At 67.1% G+C, this 15765-nt stretch carries 18 protein-coding genes; 1 reads left to right on the top strand and 17 read right to left on the bottom strand.

Annotation, left to right across the window (positions count from 1 at the left end; genetic code table 11):
- From nuoK to RU01_RS19970, 14 genes are all read right to left on the bottom strand, one after another.
- On the bottom strand, positions 1-300 hold the full coding sequence (gene nuoK / locus RU01_RS20035) for an NADH-quinone oxidoreductase subunit NuoK (RefSeq protein WP_042576312.1): 300 nt from the start codon (positions 298-300) through the stop codon (positions 1-3).
- The gene (locus RU01_RS20030; RefSeq protein ID WP_042576311.1) at positions 297-992 is read right to left on the bottom strand and encodes an NADH-quinone oxidoreductase subunit J; all 696 of its coding nucleotides are present in this window, start codon (positions 990-992) and stop codon (positions 297-299) included. Before RU01_RS20030 ends, nuoK begins: the two co-directional genes overlap by 4 nt.
- Positions 989-1513, bottom strand: coding sequence for an NADH-quinone oxidoreductase subunit NuoI (nuoI, locus tag RU01_RS20025; RefSeq protein WP_042576310.1), 525 nt, complete (start codon positions 1511-1513; stop codon positions 989-991). The genes RU01_RS20030 and nuoI overlap by 4 nt, the downstream gene beginning before the upstream one ends.
- Positions 1506-2771 (bottom strand): NADH-quinone oxidoreductase subunit NuoH, encoded by a 1266-nt coding sequence (gene nuoH / locus RU01_RS20020; protein ID WP_042576309.1) that lies wholly within the window; start codon positions 2769-2771, stop codon positions 1506-1508. Before nuoH ends, nuoI begins: the two co-directional genes overlap by 8 nt.
- Positions 2768-5122 (bottom strand): NADH-quinone oxidoreductase subunit G, encoded by a 2355-nt coding sequence (locus tag RU01_RS20015; RefSeq protein ID WP_269430160.1) that lies wholly within the window; start codon positions 5120-5122, stop codon positions 2768-2770. The genes nuoH and RU01_RS20015 overlap by 4 nt, the downstream gene beginning before the upstream one ends.
- Positions 5119-6435, bottom strand: a complete 1317-nt coding sequence (gene nuoF / locus RU01_RS20010) for an NADH-quinone oxidoreductase subunit NuoF (protein WP_042576308.1) — start codon at positions 6433-6435, stop codon at positions 5119-5121. Before nuoF ends, RU01_RS20015 begins: the two co-directional genes overlap by 4 nt.
- A complete protein-coding gene (gene nuoE, locus RU01_RS20005; protein ID WP_052493383.1) occupies positions 6432-7259 on the bottom strand; it encodes an NADH-quinone oxidoreductase subunit NuoE in 828 nt (275 codons plus the stop codon). The genes nuoF and nuoE overlap by 4 nt, the downstream gene beginning before the upstream one ends.
- A 65-nt stretch (positions 7260-7324) precedes the next feature.
- Positions 7325-8635, bottom strand: a complete 1311-nt coding sequence (gene nuoD, locus RU01_RS20000; protein WP_042576306.1) for an NADH dehydrogenase (quinone) subunit D — start codon at positions 8633-8635, stop codon at positions 7325-7327.
- Positions 8635-9282, bottom strand: a complete 648-nt coding sequence (locus RU01_RS19995) for an NADH-quinone oxidoreductase subunit C (protein WP_042576305.1) — start codon at positions 9280-9282, stop codon at positions 8635-8637. Before RU01_RS19995 ends, nuoD begins: the two co-directional genes overlap by 1 nt.
- A complete protein-coding gene (locus RU01_RS19990; protein WP_042576304.1) occupies positions 9279-9833 on the bottom strand; it encodes a NuoB/complex I 20 kDa subunit family protein in 555 nt (184 codons plus the stop codon). The genes RU01_RS19995 and RU01_RS19990 overlap by 4 nt, the downstream gene beginning before the upstream one ends.
- A 27-nt stretch (positions 9834-9860) precedes the next feature.
- Positions 9861-10220 (bottom strand): NADH-quinone oxidoreductase subunit A, encoded by a 360-nt coding sequence (locus RU01_RS19985; RefSeq protein WP_042576303.1) that lies wholly within the window; start codon positions 10218-10220, stop codon positions 9861-9863.
- 146 nt (positions 10221-10366) lie between these two features.
- Positions 10367-10771, bottom strand: coding sequence for an Rv3143 family two-component system response regulator (locus tag RU01_RS19980; protein ID WP_042576302.1), 405 nt, complete (start codon positions 10769-10771; stop codon positions 10367-10369).
- A gap of 17 nt (positions 10772-10788) precedes the next feature.
- Positions 10789-11418 (bottom strand): MSMEG_1061 family FMN-dependent PPOX-type flavoprotein, encoded by a 630-nt coding sequence (locus RU01_RS19975; RefSeq protein WP_042576301.1) that lies wholly within the window; start codon positions 11416-11418, stop codon positions 10789-10791.
- Entirely contained in the window at positions 11415-12365 is a 951-nt protein-coding gene (locus RU01_RS19970) for a ring-cleaving dioxygenase (RefSeq protein ID WP_042576300.1), read from the bottom strand. The genes RU01_RS19975 and RU01_RS19970 overlap by 4 nt, the downstream gene beginning before the upstream one ends.
- Positions 12366-12413: 48 nt before the next feature.
- Here RU01_RS19970 and RU01_RS19965 point away from each other — a divergent pair, with 48 nt between their 5' ends.
- A complete protein-coding gene (locus RU01_RS19965; RefSeq protein ID WP_042576299.1) occupies positions 12414-13343 on the top strand; it encodes a DUF5996 family protein in 930 nt (309 codons plus the stop codon).
- Here the strand turns inward: RU01_RS19965 and RU01_RS19960 are convergent.
- The 3 genes from RU01_RS19960 to RU01_RS19950 are packed head-to-tail and all read right to left on the bottom strand — an operon-like array spanning position 13319 to position 15730.
- A complete protein-coding gene (locus RU01_RS19960) occupies positions 13319-14113 on the bottom strand; it encodes an SDR family NAD(P)-dependent oxidoreductase (RefSeq protein WP_042576298.1) in 795 nt (264 codons plus the stop codon). The two genes, RU01_RS19965 and RU01_RS19960, sit on opposite strands and share 25 nt — an antisense overlap.
- On the bottom strand, positions 14110-14544 hold the full coding sequence (locus tag RU01_RS19955; RefSeq protein ID WP_042576297.1) for a GNAT family N-acetyltransferase: 435 nt from the start codon (positions 14542-14544) through the stop codon (positions 14110-14112). The genes RU01_RS19960 and RU01_RS19955 overlap by 4 nt, the downstream gene beginning before the upstream one ends.
- A gap of 7 nt (positions 14545-14551) precedes the next feature.
- Positions 14552-15730: a dihydrolipoamide acetyltransferase family protein gene (locus RU01_RS19950; RefSeq protein WP_042576296.1), complete on the bottom strand. Its 1179-nt coding sequence runs from the start codon at positions 15728-15730 to the stop codon at positions 14552-14554.
- Between the last annotated feature and the right edge of the window lie 35 nt (positions 15731-15765).

Here is a 15765-nt window from a genome sequence, read left to right as displayed (position 1 = left end):
TCAGTACTTCAGCAGACTGTCGTCGTCGACCGAGACTGATCGACGGGATCGGAAGATGGCCATGATGATGGCGAGTCCGACGACCACTTCCGCGGCGGCGACGACCATCGTGAAGAAGGCGAAGACCTGGCCGTCGAGTCCGCCGTGCATCCGCGAGAACGTGACGAACGCCAGATTCGACGCATTGAGCATCAGCTCGACACACATGAAGACGACGATCGCGTTGCGCCGCAGCAGCACTCCGGCAGCGCCGATCGTGAACAGAGCCGCCGACAGGTACAGGTAGTACTCGGGATTCATGGCCGGTCCTCGCGGAACTGTCGGCTCACGGAGTCGGCGGCCGGTGCTCCCCCGGGTAGCCGGGCGGGGATGTCGACGCCGTTGTGTCGGGCGAAGACGCCGGGGCTCGGCAGCGGAGTCACTCGCGCTCCGAGTCGGAAGCGGTCCTGCGACAACTCCTTCTGCGTTCTGGTGCGGCCGATCGCGTCGCGGTGGGTGAGCACCATGGCGCCGATCGTCGCGGTGATCAGCAGGGCGCCGGTCAGTTCGAAGGCCCACACGTAGCGCACGAAGACCAACTCGGCGAGACCCTCGACGTTCGGCGGAGATGCGGCGGTGAACCCCTGGAAGTCGGAGAGCGACGCGTTGCCGAGGCCGCCGATCAGGAGGATGCCGAAGCCCAGTCCGACGACGATGGCGGCGACGCGCTGTCCGCGCAGCGTCTCGACCAGTGAATCGGACGAGTCGACACCGACGAGCATCAGCACGAACAGGAACAGCATCATCACGGCACCGGTGTAGACGACGATTTGCACGACGCCGAGGAAGACCGCGCCCTGCATGATGTAGAAGATCGCGAGGACGACCATGGTCGAGGCGAGGAAGAGTGCCGAGTACACGGCCTTGGCCGAGGCGACGACGCCGATCCCGCCGATGAGGGCGAGAGGCGCGAGGATCCAGAAGGCGACGGCTTCCGACGTCGACACGATCATCGGTCGCCGTCCCGTCGGGCGGTGACGGTGCCGCGGTAGTAGTCCTCGTCGGACGCGCCCTCGGCCATCGCGTGGGGTGGTGCGTCCATGCCCTCGGTGAGCGAGGCCAGCAGGTCCGTCTTCTCGTAGATGAGATCGGCGCGGTTGTCGTCGCACATCTCGTACTCGTTGGTCATGGTCAGGGCTCGCGTCGGGCACGCCTCGATGCAGAGCCCGCAGCCGATGCACCGGAGATAGTTGATCTGGTAGACGCGGCCGTATCGCTCGCCGGGAGAGAATCTTTCGGTTTCGGTGTTGTCGGCTCCCTCGACGTAGATCGCATCGGCGGGGCACGCCCAGGCGCACAGTTCGCATCCGATGCACTTCTCGAGTCCGTCCGCGTACCGGTTGAGCTGATGCCGCCCGTGGTAGCGCGTCGCCGTGGGAACCTTCTCCTCCGGATACGACTCGGTCTCGGCCTTCTTGAACATCGTCGCGAAGGTGACACCGAAACCGGCTACGGGACCGAGGAATTCAGGCATCGGTGGTCTCCTTCGCAGTGGGGCGAGTTTTTCGAGCGGGAAGCGGCGGTACGGGGAAGCCACCGGCGAGAGGATCGGCCGGCGCGGTGTTCTCTGAGTCCGAGACAGTGCGCTCGAGCCGACCGCGTCGCAGCGTCCTGGTCAGGACGGCGACCAGGGCGGCGGTGTAGACGAGCGATGCGACCACGGTGACCGGCCGGATGTGCGGTGAGTCGACCAGCAGAATCCGCACGCCGGCGATGACCAGGATCCACAGCAGGGCGGCCGGGATCAGAACCTTCCACCCGAAGTTCATGAACTGGTCGTAGCGCAGCCTCGGCAGCGTGCTGCGCAGCCAGATGAAGACGAACAGGAATCCCCACACCTTGATCGTGAACCAGAGGACGGGCCACCATCCTTGATTCGCACCGTCCCACAGACTGATCGGGAACGGTGCGCGCCATCCTCCGAGGAACAGGGTGGTCGCGAGCGCGGACACGGTGACCATGTTGACGTACTCCGCCAGCATGAACATGGCGAAGCGCAGCGACGAGTACTCCGTGTGGAATCCGCCCACCAGTTCGCCTTCTGCCTCCGGCAGATCGAAGGGTGCGCGGTTGGTCTCCCCGACCATCGAGGTGACGTAGACGAGGAACGACGGCAGCAGCATGACCACGAACCACAGGCGTTCCTGCGAGGCGATGATGCCCGACGTCGACATGGTGCCCGCGTACAGGAAGACGGCAGCGAAACTGAGTCCCATCGCGACCTCGTACGAGATCACCTGCGCGGTCGACCGCAACGCTCCCAGCAGCGGATACGTCGACCCCGACGACCATCCGGCGAGCACGATCCCGTACACACCGATCGAGGTCACGGCCAGGAGGTAGAGGACCGCGACGGGCATGTCGGTCAGCTGCAGTGGGGTGATGTGGCCGAAGATCGAGACGGTCGGACCGAACGGGATGACGGCGAAGGCCATGAACGCGGGAACGACCGAGATGACCGGCGCCAGCAGGTAGATGGGCCGATCGACGCCCTTCGGGATGATGCCTTCCTTGAGCGCCAGCTTGATGCCGTCGGCAAGGCTCTGCAGCATGCCCCGCGGTCCGGTGCGGTTGGGACCGATGCGCATCTGCATCCACGCCATGACCTTGCGCTCGACGTAGATCGCGATCAGCGGGGTCAGCACGAGGAATCCGAAGACGGCGAGCGCCTTGGCCACCACGAGCCACAGCGGGTCGAGCCCGAACATCGACAGATCGGTCGGCGTGGTCATCGGACTCCTCCGGCGACGATCGAGACGGTCGCGCCCGGTGAGACCCCGAGTTCGACACCGACGCGCGACGGTCCTGAATTCAGGGGGAGCCAGACGACCTGGTCGGGCATCGCGGTGACCAGGAGCGGCAGGGTGATCGCACCCGAGGCCGTGGACACGGTGACGGGGTCACCGTCGGCGGCGCCGATAGCCGAGGCGGCACTCGGGGAGAGTCGGACCACGGGGGTGCGTGCCGTACCCGCGAGATCGTCCTCCCCGTCCTGCAGGCGACCCGAGTCGAGCAACATGTGCCAGCCCGCCAGCACCGCCGAATCCGACCCGAGGGTCACGGACGGCACGGGCGGCGGAGCGGCGACGTGCGAGTCGCGCGGCGCGTACCCGGCCGCATCCAGTTCCCGACGGGCCGACGCCGCATCCGGAAGTCCGAGGTACACGCCCATCTCCGCGGCCAGCGCATCGAGCACGCGGAGGTCGGACATCCTGGACGGGGTGGGAAGTGCGGCCTCGAACGTCTTCCGGCGTCCTTCCCAGTCGAGAAATGAGCCGGACTTCTCGGAGACGGAGGCGACGGGGAACACCACGTCGGCCATGGCGGTGACCGAACTCGAGCGGATGTCGAGTGCGACGACGAACCGTGCGCGTTCCAGCCCTGCCCGGGCTGCCGCCGGGTCGGGGAAGTCGTCCGGATCGACACCCGCGATGACCAGGGCACCGAGGGACCCGGCGAGCATCGCAGCTGCATCGCGACCCGGACGCTCGGGGAGATCGAGCGCGTTCCACGAGGTTGCGACGGCCCGCCGCGCATCCTCGTCGTCGACACGCCGCCCGCCGTGCAGAAGTGTGGGAAGCGCCCCTGCCTCGAGCGCCCCGCGGTCTCCTGCGCGGCGGGGAATCCACGCGAGACGAGCGCCGGTCCGTTCCGAGAGCCGGACGACGGCGGCCAGTGCGCCGGGACTGGTGGCGGCACGCTCACCGACCAGAACGACGGTGTCGCCGGTGACGATCTCGGTCCCGAGGGTGTCGAGCACGGCGGCCTCGCGGCCGGGGACCGTCTGCAGGACGTCGGCCGACATCTTGCGGGAGCCGGCCGAGGTGAACGGGGCGAGCGTGACGACGCGAGTACCACCGCGTCGGACGGCTTTGCGCAGGCGGAGGAAGACGATCGGACTCTCCTCCTCCGGCTCGACACAGACGAGCAGTACGGTCGGCGCCGCCTCGAGGGACGAGTAGGTCACTGCCATGTCGCGACCGGCGACCCGAGCGGTGAGGAAGTCGGTCTCCTCCTCGGACAGTGATCGCGCGCGGAAGTCGATGTCGTTGCTGTGCAGAGCGATCCGAGCGAACTTGCTGTAGGCGTAGGCGTCCTCGACGGTGAGGCGTCCGCCGGTGAGGACGCCGGCATCTCCCCTCGCGCCGGCCAGTCCGCGGGCCGCGACGGCCAACGCTTCCGGCCACGAGGCCGGCTCGAGGTCACCGCCGGCGCGGCGCACCAGCGGCGTGGTCAGACGGTCCGGGAGGGTGCCGTAGGCGAACGCCCACCGGCCCTTGTCGCAGGTCCATTCCTCGTTGGTCTCGGGATCGTCCCCGGCCAGCCTTCGGACGACCTTGCCGCGACGGTGATCGGTGCGCTGGGAACACCCGCTGGCGCAGTGCTCGCAGACACTGGGCGTCGACACCAGGTCGAAGGGGCGGGCGCGGAAGCGGTAGGCGGTGTTGGTCAACGCCCCGACCGGGCAGATCTGCACGGTGTTGCCGGAGAAGTACGACTCGAACGGCTCGGCCCCGTAGATCCCGACCTGTTGCAGCGCACCGCGTTCGAGTAGATCGATGAAGGGGTCCCCCGCGATCTGCTCGGAGAAGCGCGTGCACCGGGCGCACAGGACGCAGCGCTCCCGGTCGAGCAGGACTTCCGTCGACAGCGGAACGGGTTTGGGGTAGGTGCGTTTGGTCTCGGTGAAGCGGGACTCCGTGCGCCCGGCGGACATGGCCTGGTTCTGCAGGGGGCACTCGCCGCCCTTGTCGCAGACGGGGCAGTCGAGGGGATGGTTGATCAGGAGCAGTTCCATGACACCGCGCTGCGCCTTCTCGGCGATCTCCGAGCTGTGCTGCGTCCTGACGATCATGCCGTCGGAGACGGTGGTGGTGCACGACGCCAACGGTTTCCGCTGACCTTCGACGTCGACGAGGCACTGCCGGCACGCTCCGACCGGGTCGAGGAGCGGGTGGTCGCAGAACCGGGGGATCTGAATGCCCAGCATCTCGGCGGCACGAATGACCAACGTGCCCCTCGGAACCGTCATGGGCACGCCGTCGATCGTGATGTCCACCGTGCTTTGCTGTACTGCGGTCACGCGTACTCACCTGCCATCAGGGTGGAGAGATGCGGGTCGAACGGGCATCCGCCCTGCTCGACATGGGCGACGTACTCGTCACGGAAATGCGCGATCGAGGACACGATGGGACTGGCGGCACCGTCGCCCAAGGCGCAGAACGACTTTCCGAGGATGCTGTCCGCGACGTCGAGCAGCTTCTGCAGATCGCCCTCCGACCCGGTGCCGTTCTCGAGCCGTGCCAGGATCTGCACCAACCAGTACGTGCCCTCACGGCACGGGGTGCACTTGCCGCAGGACTCGTGGGCGTAGAACTCGCTCCACCGCCGCACGGCGCGGACCACGCACGTGGTCTCGTCGAAGATCTGCAGAGCCTTGGTTCCCAACATGGACCCGGCGGCGCTGACGCCCTCGTAGTCCAGGGGTACGTCGAGGTGCTCGTCGGTGAAGATCGGCGTCGACGATCCACCGGGAGTCCAGAACTTCAGACGATGACCGGCGCGCACACCGCCCGCGAGATCGAGCAACTCGCGCAACGTGATTCCGAGAGGGGCCTCGTACTGGCCGGGCGTGGTCACGTGCCCCGAGAGGGAATACAGCGTGAACCCGGGCGACTTCTCGCTCCCCATCGACCGGAACCACTGCGTCCCGTTCGCCAGAATGGACGGCACGCTCGCAATGGATTCCACATTGTTGACGACGGTCGGACTTGCGTAGAGGCCGGCCACCGCGGGGAAGGGCGGCCGCAGCCGGGGCTGGCCGCGTCGCCCCTCGAGCGAATCGAGAAGGGCGGTCTCCTCGCCGCAGATGTAGGCACCGGCGCCGGCATGGACGACGAGGTCGAGATCGAAGCCCGACCCCTGGATGTCCCTGCCCAGGTACCCGGCGTCGTACGCCTCCGCGACCGCGGTCTGCAGTCGCCGGAGCACCGGAACCACCTCGCCGCGGAGATAGATGAAGGCGCGCGTGGACCGGATGGCGTACGCGGCGATGATGATGCCCTCGACCAGCACGTGCGGAGTGGCCATCAGCAGCGGCATGTCCTTGCACGTGCCGGGCTCCGACTCGTCCGCGTTGACCACCAGATAGTGCGGCACTGTCTGGTCCGCGGGTGTCGGACCGTCCTGCGGGATGAAACTCCACTTCATGCCCGTCGGGAATCCGGCGCCACCGCGGCCGCGCAGACCAGACTCCTTGACGGTGGCGATCACCTCGTCGGGCGCGGAGGACAGCGCCGCCCGCAGGCCGTCGTAACCTCCGTGTCGGAGATAGGTCTCCAGAGTCCAGGACTCGGGTTCGTCCCAGTAGCGGCTCAGCACGGGGGTCAGCGTCACGGCCGTGGTCCCTTCGGAACGTCGGCGGACGGTGCGGGCGCCGGCTTGTCGCGGGTGGAATCGGTGGGCACCGCTGCCGCGTCCGGCGCGGGCACCTCGGCTCGGCGGTCGTCCGTCGAGGGTGCTGCCATTCCCCGTTCGCGGGCGATCGTCAGGCCGGCCAGGGTGGCCGGTCCCGCGGTGGCGGTGCCCCCGGCGCCCGGTCGAGGATCGGGGAACCCGGCGAGAATGCGCGACGTCTCGCGGAACGTACACAGAGTCGCGCCGCGTGTCGGTGTCACGGGAGCGCCCGACCGCAGATCGTCGACGAGTGTTCGCGCCGACTCGGGCGTCTGGTTGTCGAAGAATTCCCAGTTGACCATCACCACCGGCGCGTAATCGCAGGCGGCATTGCACTCGATGTGCTCGAGGGTGATCGCATCGTCGCCGTCGAGGTGCTCGGTCAGCGCGTCGTAGATGGCGTCGCCGCCCATCACCGCGCACAACGTGTTGGTGCAGACCCCGACGAGGTAGTTCGCGGTGGGTTCGCGTCGGTACATCGAATAGAACGTCGCCACCGCCGCGACCTCGGCCCCCGTCAACGACAGGGTGGCGGAACAGAAGTCGATCGCCGCGGGAGTGAGATAGCCGTCCTCGGCCTGCAGGAGATGGAGGATCGGGATGATGGCCGACCGCGGGTGGGGATAGCGCGCGATGATCTCCGCCGCATCACGAGTGAGTCGGCCCAGCACCGCGTCGGGATAGCTGCGTCGGGCACCCGGCTGCACCAGCTGAACCCGTTCCTCCGGCTTCGGCCCGAACGCCACGAACACCGGTTCGTGCATGCTCGATTCCGGCCGGCCTCCGGCCTTCCCGCTCGATTCCGGCCGGCCTCCGGCCTTCCCGCTGCTCATCGATCCACCCCACCCATGACCGGATCGATGCTGGCCACCGAGGCGATGACATCGGACACCATGCCTCCCTCGCACATCGCGGCCACTGCCTGCAGGTTGGTGAACGACGGATCGCGGAAATGGACCCGGTACGGTCTCGAGCCGCCGTCGGACACCATGTGTACGCCCAACTCGCCGCGTGGCGACTCGACGGCCACGTACACCTGACCCTCGGGCACGCGGATTCCCTCGGTCACCAGCTTGAAATGGTGGATGAGCGATTCCATGGACCCGTCCATGATCTTCGCGACGTGTTCGCGGGAGTTGCCCAATCCGTCGGATTCGGAGACCAGATCCGCCGGCCATGCGATCTTCTTGTCCGAGATCATCACGGGCCCCGGTCGCAGGGCGTCCAGGCACTGCTCGACGATCTTCAGTGACTCCGTCATCTCGTCGACACGGATGAGATAGCGGGCGTAGCAGTCACTTTCCTGCTCGGTGATCACGTCGAACTCGTAGTTCTCGTACCCGCAGTACGGCTCCGCGCGCCGTAGGTCGTGCGGCAGTCCGGTGGCGCGGAGAACGGGGCCGGTCACTCCGAGCGCCATGCACCCCGTCAGATCGAGGAAACCGATGCCGCGGGTCCGTCCCTTCCAGATGGGGTTGTCGTCGAGCATCGCGCCCATGTCCCGCAGTCGAACCGGCAACAGCGTCAGCAGATCCCGGATCTTGGGCACCGCGTCGTCCGGAAGGTCCATGGCCAGTCCGCCGGGACGGATGAAGGCGTGGTTCATCCGCAGGCCCGTGATCGTCTCGAAGATGTCGAGGATCAGTTCCCGCTCCCGGAAGCCGAACAGCATGGCGGTGACGGCGCCGAGTTCCATGCCGCCGGTCGCCAGCGCCACCAGGTGCGAGGAGATTCGATTGAGCTCCATCAGCAGGACACGCACCACCGTCGCGCGCTCGGGAATGTCGTCGGTGATCCCCAGCAACTTCTCGACGCCCAGGCAGTACGCGGTCTCGTTGAAGAACGGCGACAGGTAGTCCATCCGTGTCACGTAGGTGACGCCCTGAGTCCAGTTTCGGTACTCCAGGTTCTTCTCGATACCGGTGTGCAGGTAACCGATTCCGCACCGCGCCTCGGTCACCGTTTCGCCCTCGATCTCGAGGATCAGGCGCAGCACTCCGTGCGTCGACGGGTGCTGGGGACCCATGTTGACGACGATGCGCTCCTCACCGGCGGTGCCGGCCAGATCGACGATCTCGTCCCAGTCCTGTCCCGACGCGGTGTAGACGGTCGGTGTGTCGTGATCCTTCTCGAGTGTCATCAGTTGTACGACCTGCGCTGATCGGGGGGAGGAATCTGCGCGCCCTTGAATTCGACGGGGATGCCGCCCAGTGGATAGTCCTTGCGCTGCGGGTGACCCGCCCAGTCGTCCGGCATCTGTATACGTGTCAACGACGGGTGGCCGTCGAATTCGATGCCGAAGAAGTCGTACGTCTCGCGCTCGTGCCAGTCGGTGGTGGGATAGATGCCGCACAGGGAGGGAATGTGCGGATCCGACTCGGGTACCGACACTTCGAGACGCAGTCGGCGTCCGTGGGTGATGGACTGCAGGTGGTACACGGCGTGCAGTTCACGACCAGCGTCGTCGGGACGATGCACCCCGCTGACTCCGAGACAGAGTTCGTAGCGCAGAGCCGCGTCGTCGCGCAACGCCGAGGCTACGGACGGAAGGTGGGTCCGCGCGATGTGGAAGGTGAGTTCGCCGCGGTGGACGACGGCTCGTTCCACGGCGTCGGACAGGTGCCCGCCCAGCGCCCGGTCGAGTGCCACGGCGACGTCCTCGAAGGAACCGTCGAAAGGTCGAGTTGCGGTGTCGTGTCGGGGTTTCGGCGGTGCCAGTCGGCCGTACCCGGACACGTCGCCCGATCCGCGGACGCCGAACATGCCTCGCGGCCCCCGGGTGCTCATCGGAACAGCGTCTTCGCGTCGATGACGGACGGTGAGGCCAGTGCAGCCTTCTCGGTCTCGGCGATCGCACGGACCCGGTCGACACCGAGTGGCATCGCCTGGATGGAGGCGTGCAGTTGCAGGATGGCGTTGATCAGCATCTCCGGCCGCGGCGGGCAACCGGGGAGATAGATGTCGACCGGGACCACGTGATCGACGCCCTGGACGATGGCGTAGTTGTTGAACATGCCGCCCGACGATGCGCAGACACCCATGGCCAGAACCCATTTGGGCTCCGCCATCTGGTCGTACACCTGCCGCAGGACGGGAGCCATCTTCTGGCTGACGCGTCCGGCGACGATCATCAGATCGGCTTGGCGGGGTGAGGCTCGGAACGCTTCCATCCCGAACCGTGCCAGATCGAAGCGGCCCGACGTGGTGGACATCATCTCGATGGCGCAGCAGGCCAGCCCGAACGTCGCGGGCCACAGGGACCCTTTGCGCGCGAAGCCGGCCAGTCCTTCGACAGTGGTCAGCAGGAAGCCGCTCGGCAGCTTCTCTTCCAATCCCATTCGATCACTTCTTCCACGACGTGTGGATCAGTCCCAGCTGAGACCTCCACGACGCCACTCGTATGCGTAGGCGACGGAAACGTTGACGATGAAGAGGGCCATCGCAGCCAAGCCGAAGACGCCCAGCGCCTCGAAGTGCACAGCCCACGGGTAGAGGAACACGATCTCGATGTCGAAAATGATGAAAAGCATTGCGGTGAGGTAGAACTTGACCGGAAAGCGGCCACCACCCGGATGCTGCGGTGTGGGCTCGACGCCGCATTCGTAGGCATCGAGTTTGGCGCGGTTGTAGCGCTTCGGGCCCACCGCGGACGCGACGAAGACCGAGAACACGGCGAAGGCGACAGCGATCACACCGAGTACGAGGACTGGCACATAAGCATTCATGCCGCTCGAACTCCTGCCTGTCGTGTCGGCTCCCGAGGGAGTCGAAACCATCAGTGGAAGTGACCTGTGCCACACAGTAGGACGTTCGACGGCGCGATGGGTCTGATTTCGAGCGTTGTCACGACAATCGCAACGGATCGGTGACCTCAGGCAGGAGGGCGGAGCAGCGACACCACGGCGCGCGAGAGTTCGAGCGGGTCGATCGGATGCGTGACCGACGCGTCGGCGCGCGACCACGTGGCGAGCCACGCGTCGTCGGGGCGGCCGGTGATCACGAGAAGTGGTGGACATGGGTCGATCTCGTCGCGCAGCTGCTTGGCCAGCCCCATGCCGCCGACGGGAGCGGATTCGCCGTCGAGGATGACCAGGTCGACGCCGCCGCGGTCCAACCGCTCGAGGACGACGGGCGCGGTAGCGACGTCGAGGTACTCGATTTCGGGGAGGTCGGGGTGTGGACGCCGGCCCAGAGCGCCGTGGACGGCGTCGCGCGTGCGGGCGTGACTGCTGTAGACCAGCACCGACAGCGTCGCATTCGCCACGAGGCGAACCATACCCCCGTGACGGAAATCTAGGACCGGTACAGCGACTCCTCGTACGCGGGCCCGTAGTACTCCCGGAGCTGGTCGAGGGATTCGGGGGACTCCGGGATCAGGATCTTCGTCATCTCGGCCACCGTGGGAAGAACGGACGGGTTCCACGTCTCGGGTTCCCACAGCCGCGAGCGCATGAACGCCTTCGCGCAGTGGTGGAAGATCTGCTCGATGTCGACGACCAGACACAGGATCGGCCGGTGCCCCTTGACGACGAGGTCGTCGAAGAACGGTGCATCCGAGATCAGGCGCGCGCGGCCGTTGATGCGCAGGGTGTCGCCTCGGCCGGGCACCAGGAAGTCGAGGCCGACGAACGGGTTGAGCAGGACGTTGCGGTAGCCGTCCATGCGCTTGTTGCCCGGCCTCTCCGCCAACGCGATGGTCGCGTCGTCGAGGACGTGGACCAGCGAGCCCGCCGGGTCGCCTTTCGGGGAGACGTCGCACCGCCCGGTGTCGTCGGCGGTCGCCACCAGGCAGAACGGCGACGCCGCGAGGAAGTCCCGATCGAGCGGATGAAGCCTCGGACGGTCCTTGTGCGCGGCGCGGAAGGACGGGGTGCCGTACATCGCCGTCAGCTGGTCGCTGTCGGTCACCTCGGTCCAGGTCACGACTCGTCGCTCGGGGGCAGCGCCGGCAGGTTCTGCTGGATCTGTTCCCGCGTCGGTTCGAGCCACGGCGGCAGTTTGAGCGACTTGCCGAGTTCGAGGAGCGGCTCGTCGACGTCGAAGCCGGGGGCCTCCGTCGCGATCTCGAACAGGACGCCGCCGGGTTCGCGGAAGTAGATCGACTGGAAGTACTGCCGGTCGAGGATCTCCGTGACATGCGCGCCGCTGTCGAGCAGCTCGGCGCGCCACGCCGTCAGCGTCTCGTGATCGGGTGCGCGGAAGGCCACGTGGTGGACTGTTCCGCCTGCTTGCAGGCCTTTGTCGGCGCGGTCGGCGGCGACGTCGACCAGTGCGCCGGCGCCGCCCGACGACATCGCGAACCGCGCGCTGCCCGACGCTTCGCTCGCGACGGTCATGCTCATGCGTCCGGTGAGGAGTTCGGCCGTGGCGTCGAGCGTCTTCTCGGTCAGCGTCACCGAGTGCAGTCCGCGCACCGCGTGTTCCGCGGGGATCGATCCCACGCCGTCCCAGCCGGAGCGGGTGTCCCCGTCGGACGCGACGAGGTCGAGGACCATCCCGTCGTGGTCGTACAGGCGCAGTACCTCGTCGTCGCCCCGCGTGACCGGATCGTCGACGCGGACGTTCATCGCTCGGAGACGGTCGTGCCAGAAGGACAATGACGACCCCGGCACGCTGAACGCGGTCGAGGTGGCCAGACCCGTTCCTTGCCGCCCTCGCTCGACGTCCTTCCACGGGAAGAAGGTGATCAGGGACGACGGGCTCCCGTGCTCGTCGCCGTAGTACAGGTGGTACGTGCCGGGGTCGTCGAAGTTCACCGTCTGCTTCACCAACCGGAGGCCGAGCACTCGCGTGTAGAACTCGACGTTCCGGCCGGGATCGGAGGCGATGGCGGTGACGTGGTGCAGACCGAGGGGAGCAATCGTCGTCATGGGGATATCGTCCACCGTGATCGCAGAATCTTCTCGGAAAGGACGCCCGTGTCACCAGAGTTCGAACCCTGGCCCGAGCTCGACGTCGCCTCCTGGCAGGACACACGCGACACCGTGCACATGTGGACACAGATCGTCGGAAAGGTGCGGATGGCATTGTCGCCGCACGTCAACCACTGGTGGAACGTCACCTTCTACGTCGACGCGACCGGACTGACGACGTCGTTGATGCCGTACCGCACCATGGGTGTGGAGATCAGGTTCGACTTCGTCTGTCACCGGCTGATCGTCGCGACGACGCAGGGCACCTCCCGGGAGCTGGAACTGCGGGCGCGCACCGTGGCGAGCTTCCACGACGAACTGTTCGAGCATCTGCGCGCCCTCGGGATCGAGGTGACGATCATGGGATCACCCGTCGAGGTCGACCCGGCGATCCCGTTCGCGGAAGACACGGTGCACAGCAGCTACGACGCCGACGCGATGCACCGGTACTGGATGTCGCTGGTGTCCGCCGACAGGGTGTTCTCGGCGTTCCGCGGTGACTTCCGCGGCAAGACGAGCCCGTCCCACTTCTTCTGGGGTGCTTTCGATCTCGCGGTGACCCGCTTCTCGGGTCGACGCGCGGCGCAGCACCCCGGCGGCGTGCCGAACTGCCCGGACTGGGTGATGCACGAGGCCTACAGCGACGAGGTCTCGAGCGCCGGCTACTGGCCAGGAGGCGCATCGGAGGGCATCTTCTACTCCTACGCCTACCCCCAGCCCGACGGATTCGACACTGCGACAGTCGAACCCGAGGCCGCCTATTTCGACACCGCGCTCGGCGAATTCGTCCTCCCGTACTCGGTGGTCCGGCAGTCGGAGAACCCCGACGCGACCCTGCGGACGTTCCTGGACAGCACCGCGCGGGTGGCAGCCGAGTTGGCGGAGTGGCCGTCCTCGGACGGCGACGCGACTCAGGGGAGGATCGAGTCCACGTAACCACCGTCGACACGTAGTGCCCCGCCCGTGGTCGCGGACGCCAGCGGAGAACTCAGGTAGACCACCATGTTCGCGATCTCCTCGGGCTCGATCAGTCGCTGGATCAGGCTCTGCGGGCGGTACTTCACCATGAACTCGTGCTGGGCCTCGTCCCACGGGAGGTCGTCGCCGACCAGCTCGCGCACGAAGGTCTCCACTCCCCCCGTGTGGGTCGGACCGGCCATGACCGAGTTGACCGTCACCCCGGACCCGGCGGCGTCCTTGGCGAATCCGCGGGAGACGGACAGCAGCGCCGTCTTCGTCATGCCGTAGTGGATCATCTCGGTGGGAACGACGACGGCCGAGTCGCTGGCGATGCTGAGCACGCGTCCCCATCCGGCGTCCTTCATCGACGGCAGGTAGGCGCGGATGAGGCGCACGGCAGCGAGGACGTTGATCTCGAAGTAGCGACGCCATTCGTCGTCGTCGATCTCGAGAGCCGGCTGCGCGCCGAAGATTCCGAGGTTGTTGACCAGGATGTCGACCCGGGGATGCGCGTCGGTCAGGGATCGCGACCCCGATTCGGTTCCGACGTCGGCGGGCGCGGCGACGAAGGTGCCGTCGACGACCTCCGCGGTCAGTCGCTCGATGGCCGCGCCGACCGAGGCGTCGGTTCTGCCGTTCACCAGCACCGTTGCCCCGCTGCGCGCGAGGCCGGCCGCGATGGCGTAGCCGATGCCCTGGGTCGAACCGGTCACGAGGGCAGTCTTGCCGGAGAGGTCGATGATCATGCCCGGGTGAACAGCATCGGCACGTGGTCTATGCCCGCCTCGATGTAGTTCGCGCCGGTACGGACGAAACCGAATCGGCCGTACCACTGCTCGAGGTAAGCCTGCGCGGAGATGGCGATGTCGGTACCGGCGTACTCCATGGCGGCGCGCATCACCTCGGCCGCGACCCTCCGACCGCGAGCGGACGTCGCGGTGGCGACGCGGCCGAGGTGGGCGGGAAGCTCGTCCTGCAGCAGACGCAGAGTCGAGACGACGCGCCCGTCGTCCTCCGCCCAGAAGAGCGTGGTGGTCGGTTCGAGGTCACGGCCGTCGATCTCCTGGTCGCCCACGATGCCTTGCTCGTGGATGAACACCTCGGTGCGCAACTGCAGGATGCGGTATAGCGCAACGGGATCGACGTCGCGAACGGTGGCGTGGTGAATGGTGGTCACCTCCCCACTATCCCAGGGCCGTGAACCCCACCGGATCCGACAGCAGCGTCGCGACCGTCGACAGGAACTTCGAGCCCTGCTCGCCGTCGACGAGTCGGTGGTCGAACGACAGGCTCAGCGTCGTGACGTGTCGCAACGCGACCTCACCTCGGTATTCCCACGGCTGACGACGGATCGCTCCGAAGCACAGGATCGCCGCCTCGCCGGGCGTGAGGATCGGGGTGCCGGAGTCGATGCCGAACACCCCGATGTTGGTGATCGTGATCGTGCCGTTTGCGAGGTCGGCCGGACCGGTCTTTCCCTCCTTGGCGACGGACGTGAGGTCCGCGAGGGCGGCGCAGAGATCCCGGAAACCGAGAGCGTGCGCGTTCTTGACGTTGGGCACCATGAGTCCGCGCGGAGTCGCCGCGGCGATGCCCAGGTTGACGTACTTCTTGGTGACGATCTCGTCGGCTGCCTCGTCCCAGTGCGAGTTGAGGCTGGGGTGCTCACGCACAGCGATGAGGAGTGCCTTCGCGACGAGCGCGAGCGGTGTGACGCGGACGTCGGCGAGCAGCGGGCTGCTCTTCAGCTGCTCGAGCAGCTCCATCGTCGGGGTGACGTCGACGGTGACGAACTCGGTCACGTGCGGCGCGGTGAACGCGCTGCGCACCATCGCCTCGGCCGTGTGCTTACGCACGCCCTTGATCGGCGTGCGGTCCTCGTCGAGTCGCGACGACGCGAGGTCGGCGCGGGTCACGTCACCGTGGGAACCCGTCGGGACGATCGTGGACAGGTCGATGCCGCGATCACGCGCCTCCTTACGGACAGGCGGGGCCGCGAGCGGCCGGCGTGACGACGACTCTTCCGCGACGCCGTAGCCGACCAGAACGGGTGTGCGCTTCGGGGGATCTGCCGGTGGATCTGCAGGGGCGGGAACAGGGACGTCGACCGTGTCGGTGGACGGCACCTCGATGTCGAGGAACGGTGCGCCCACGTCGACGGTCGTGCCCTCCTCCGCATGCCGTGCGACGACGACGCCGGCGTAGGGAGACGGCAGTTCGACCGATGCCTTCGCGGTCTCCACCTCGGCGATGGTCTGGTTCAAGGTGACGGTGTCGCCGATGTCGACGGACCACGCGAGCAGTTCGGCGTCGGCGAGTCCCTCACCGAGGTCGGGAAGCAGGAAGGTCTTGACCGTGGACATGGCGGATGCTCCTCGTGAGTGCACGTCGTGTGAAG

This window comes from Rhodococcus sp. MEB064, assembly GCF_000834565.1.
In the GTDB taxonomy this organism is placed as follows: domain Bacteria; phylum Actinomycetota; class Actinomycetes; order Mycobacteriales; family Mycobacteriaceae; genus Rhodococcoides.
This window is presented reverse-complemented; position numbering and strand designations above follow the sequence as displayed.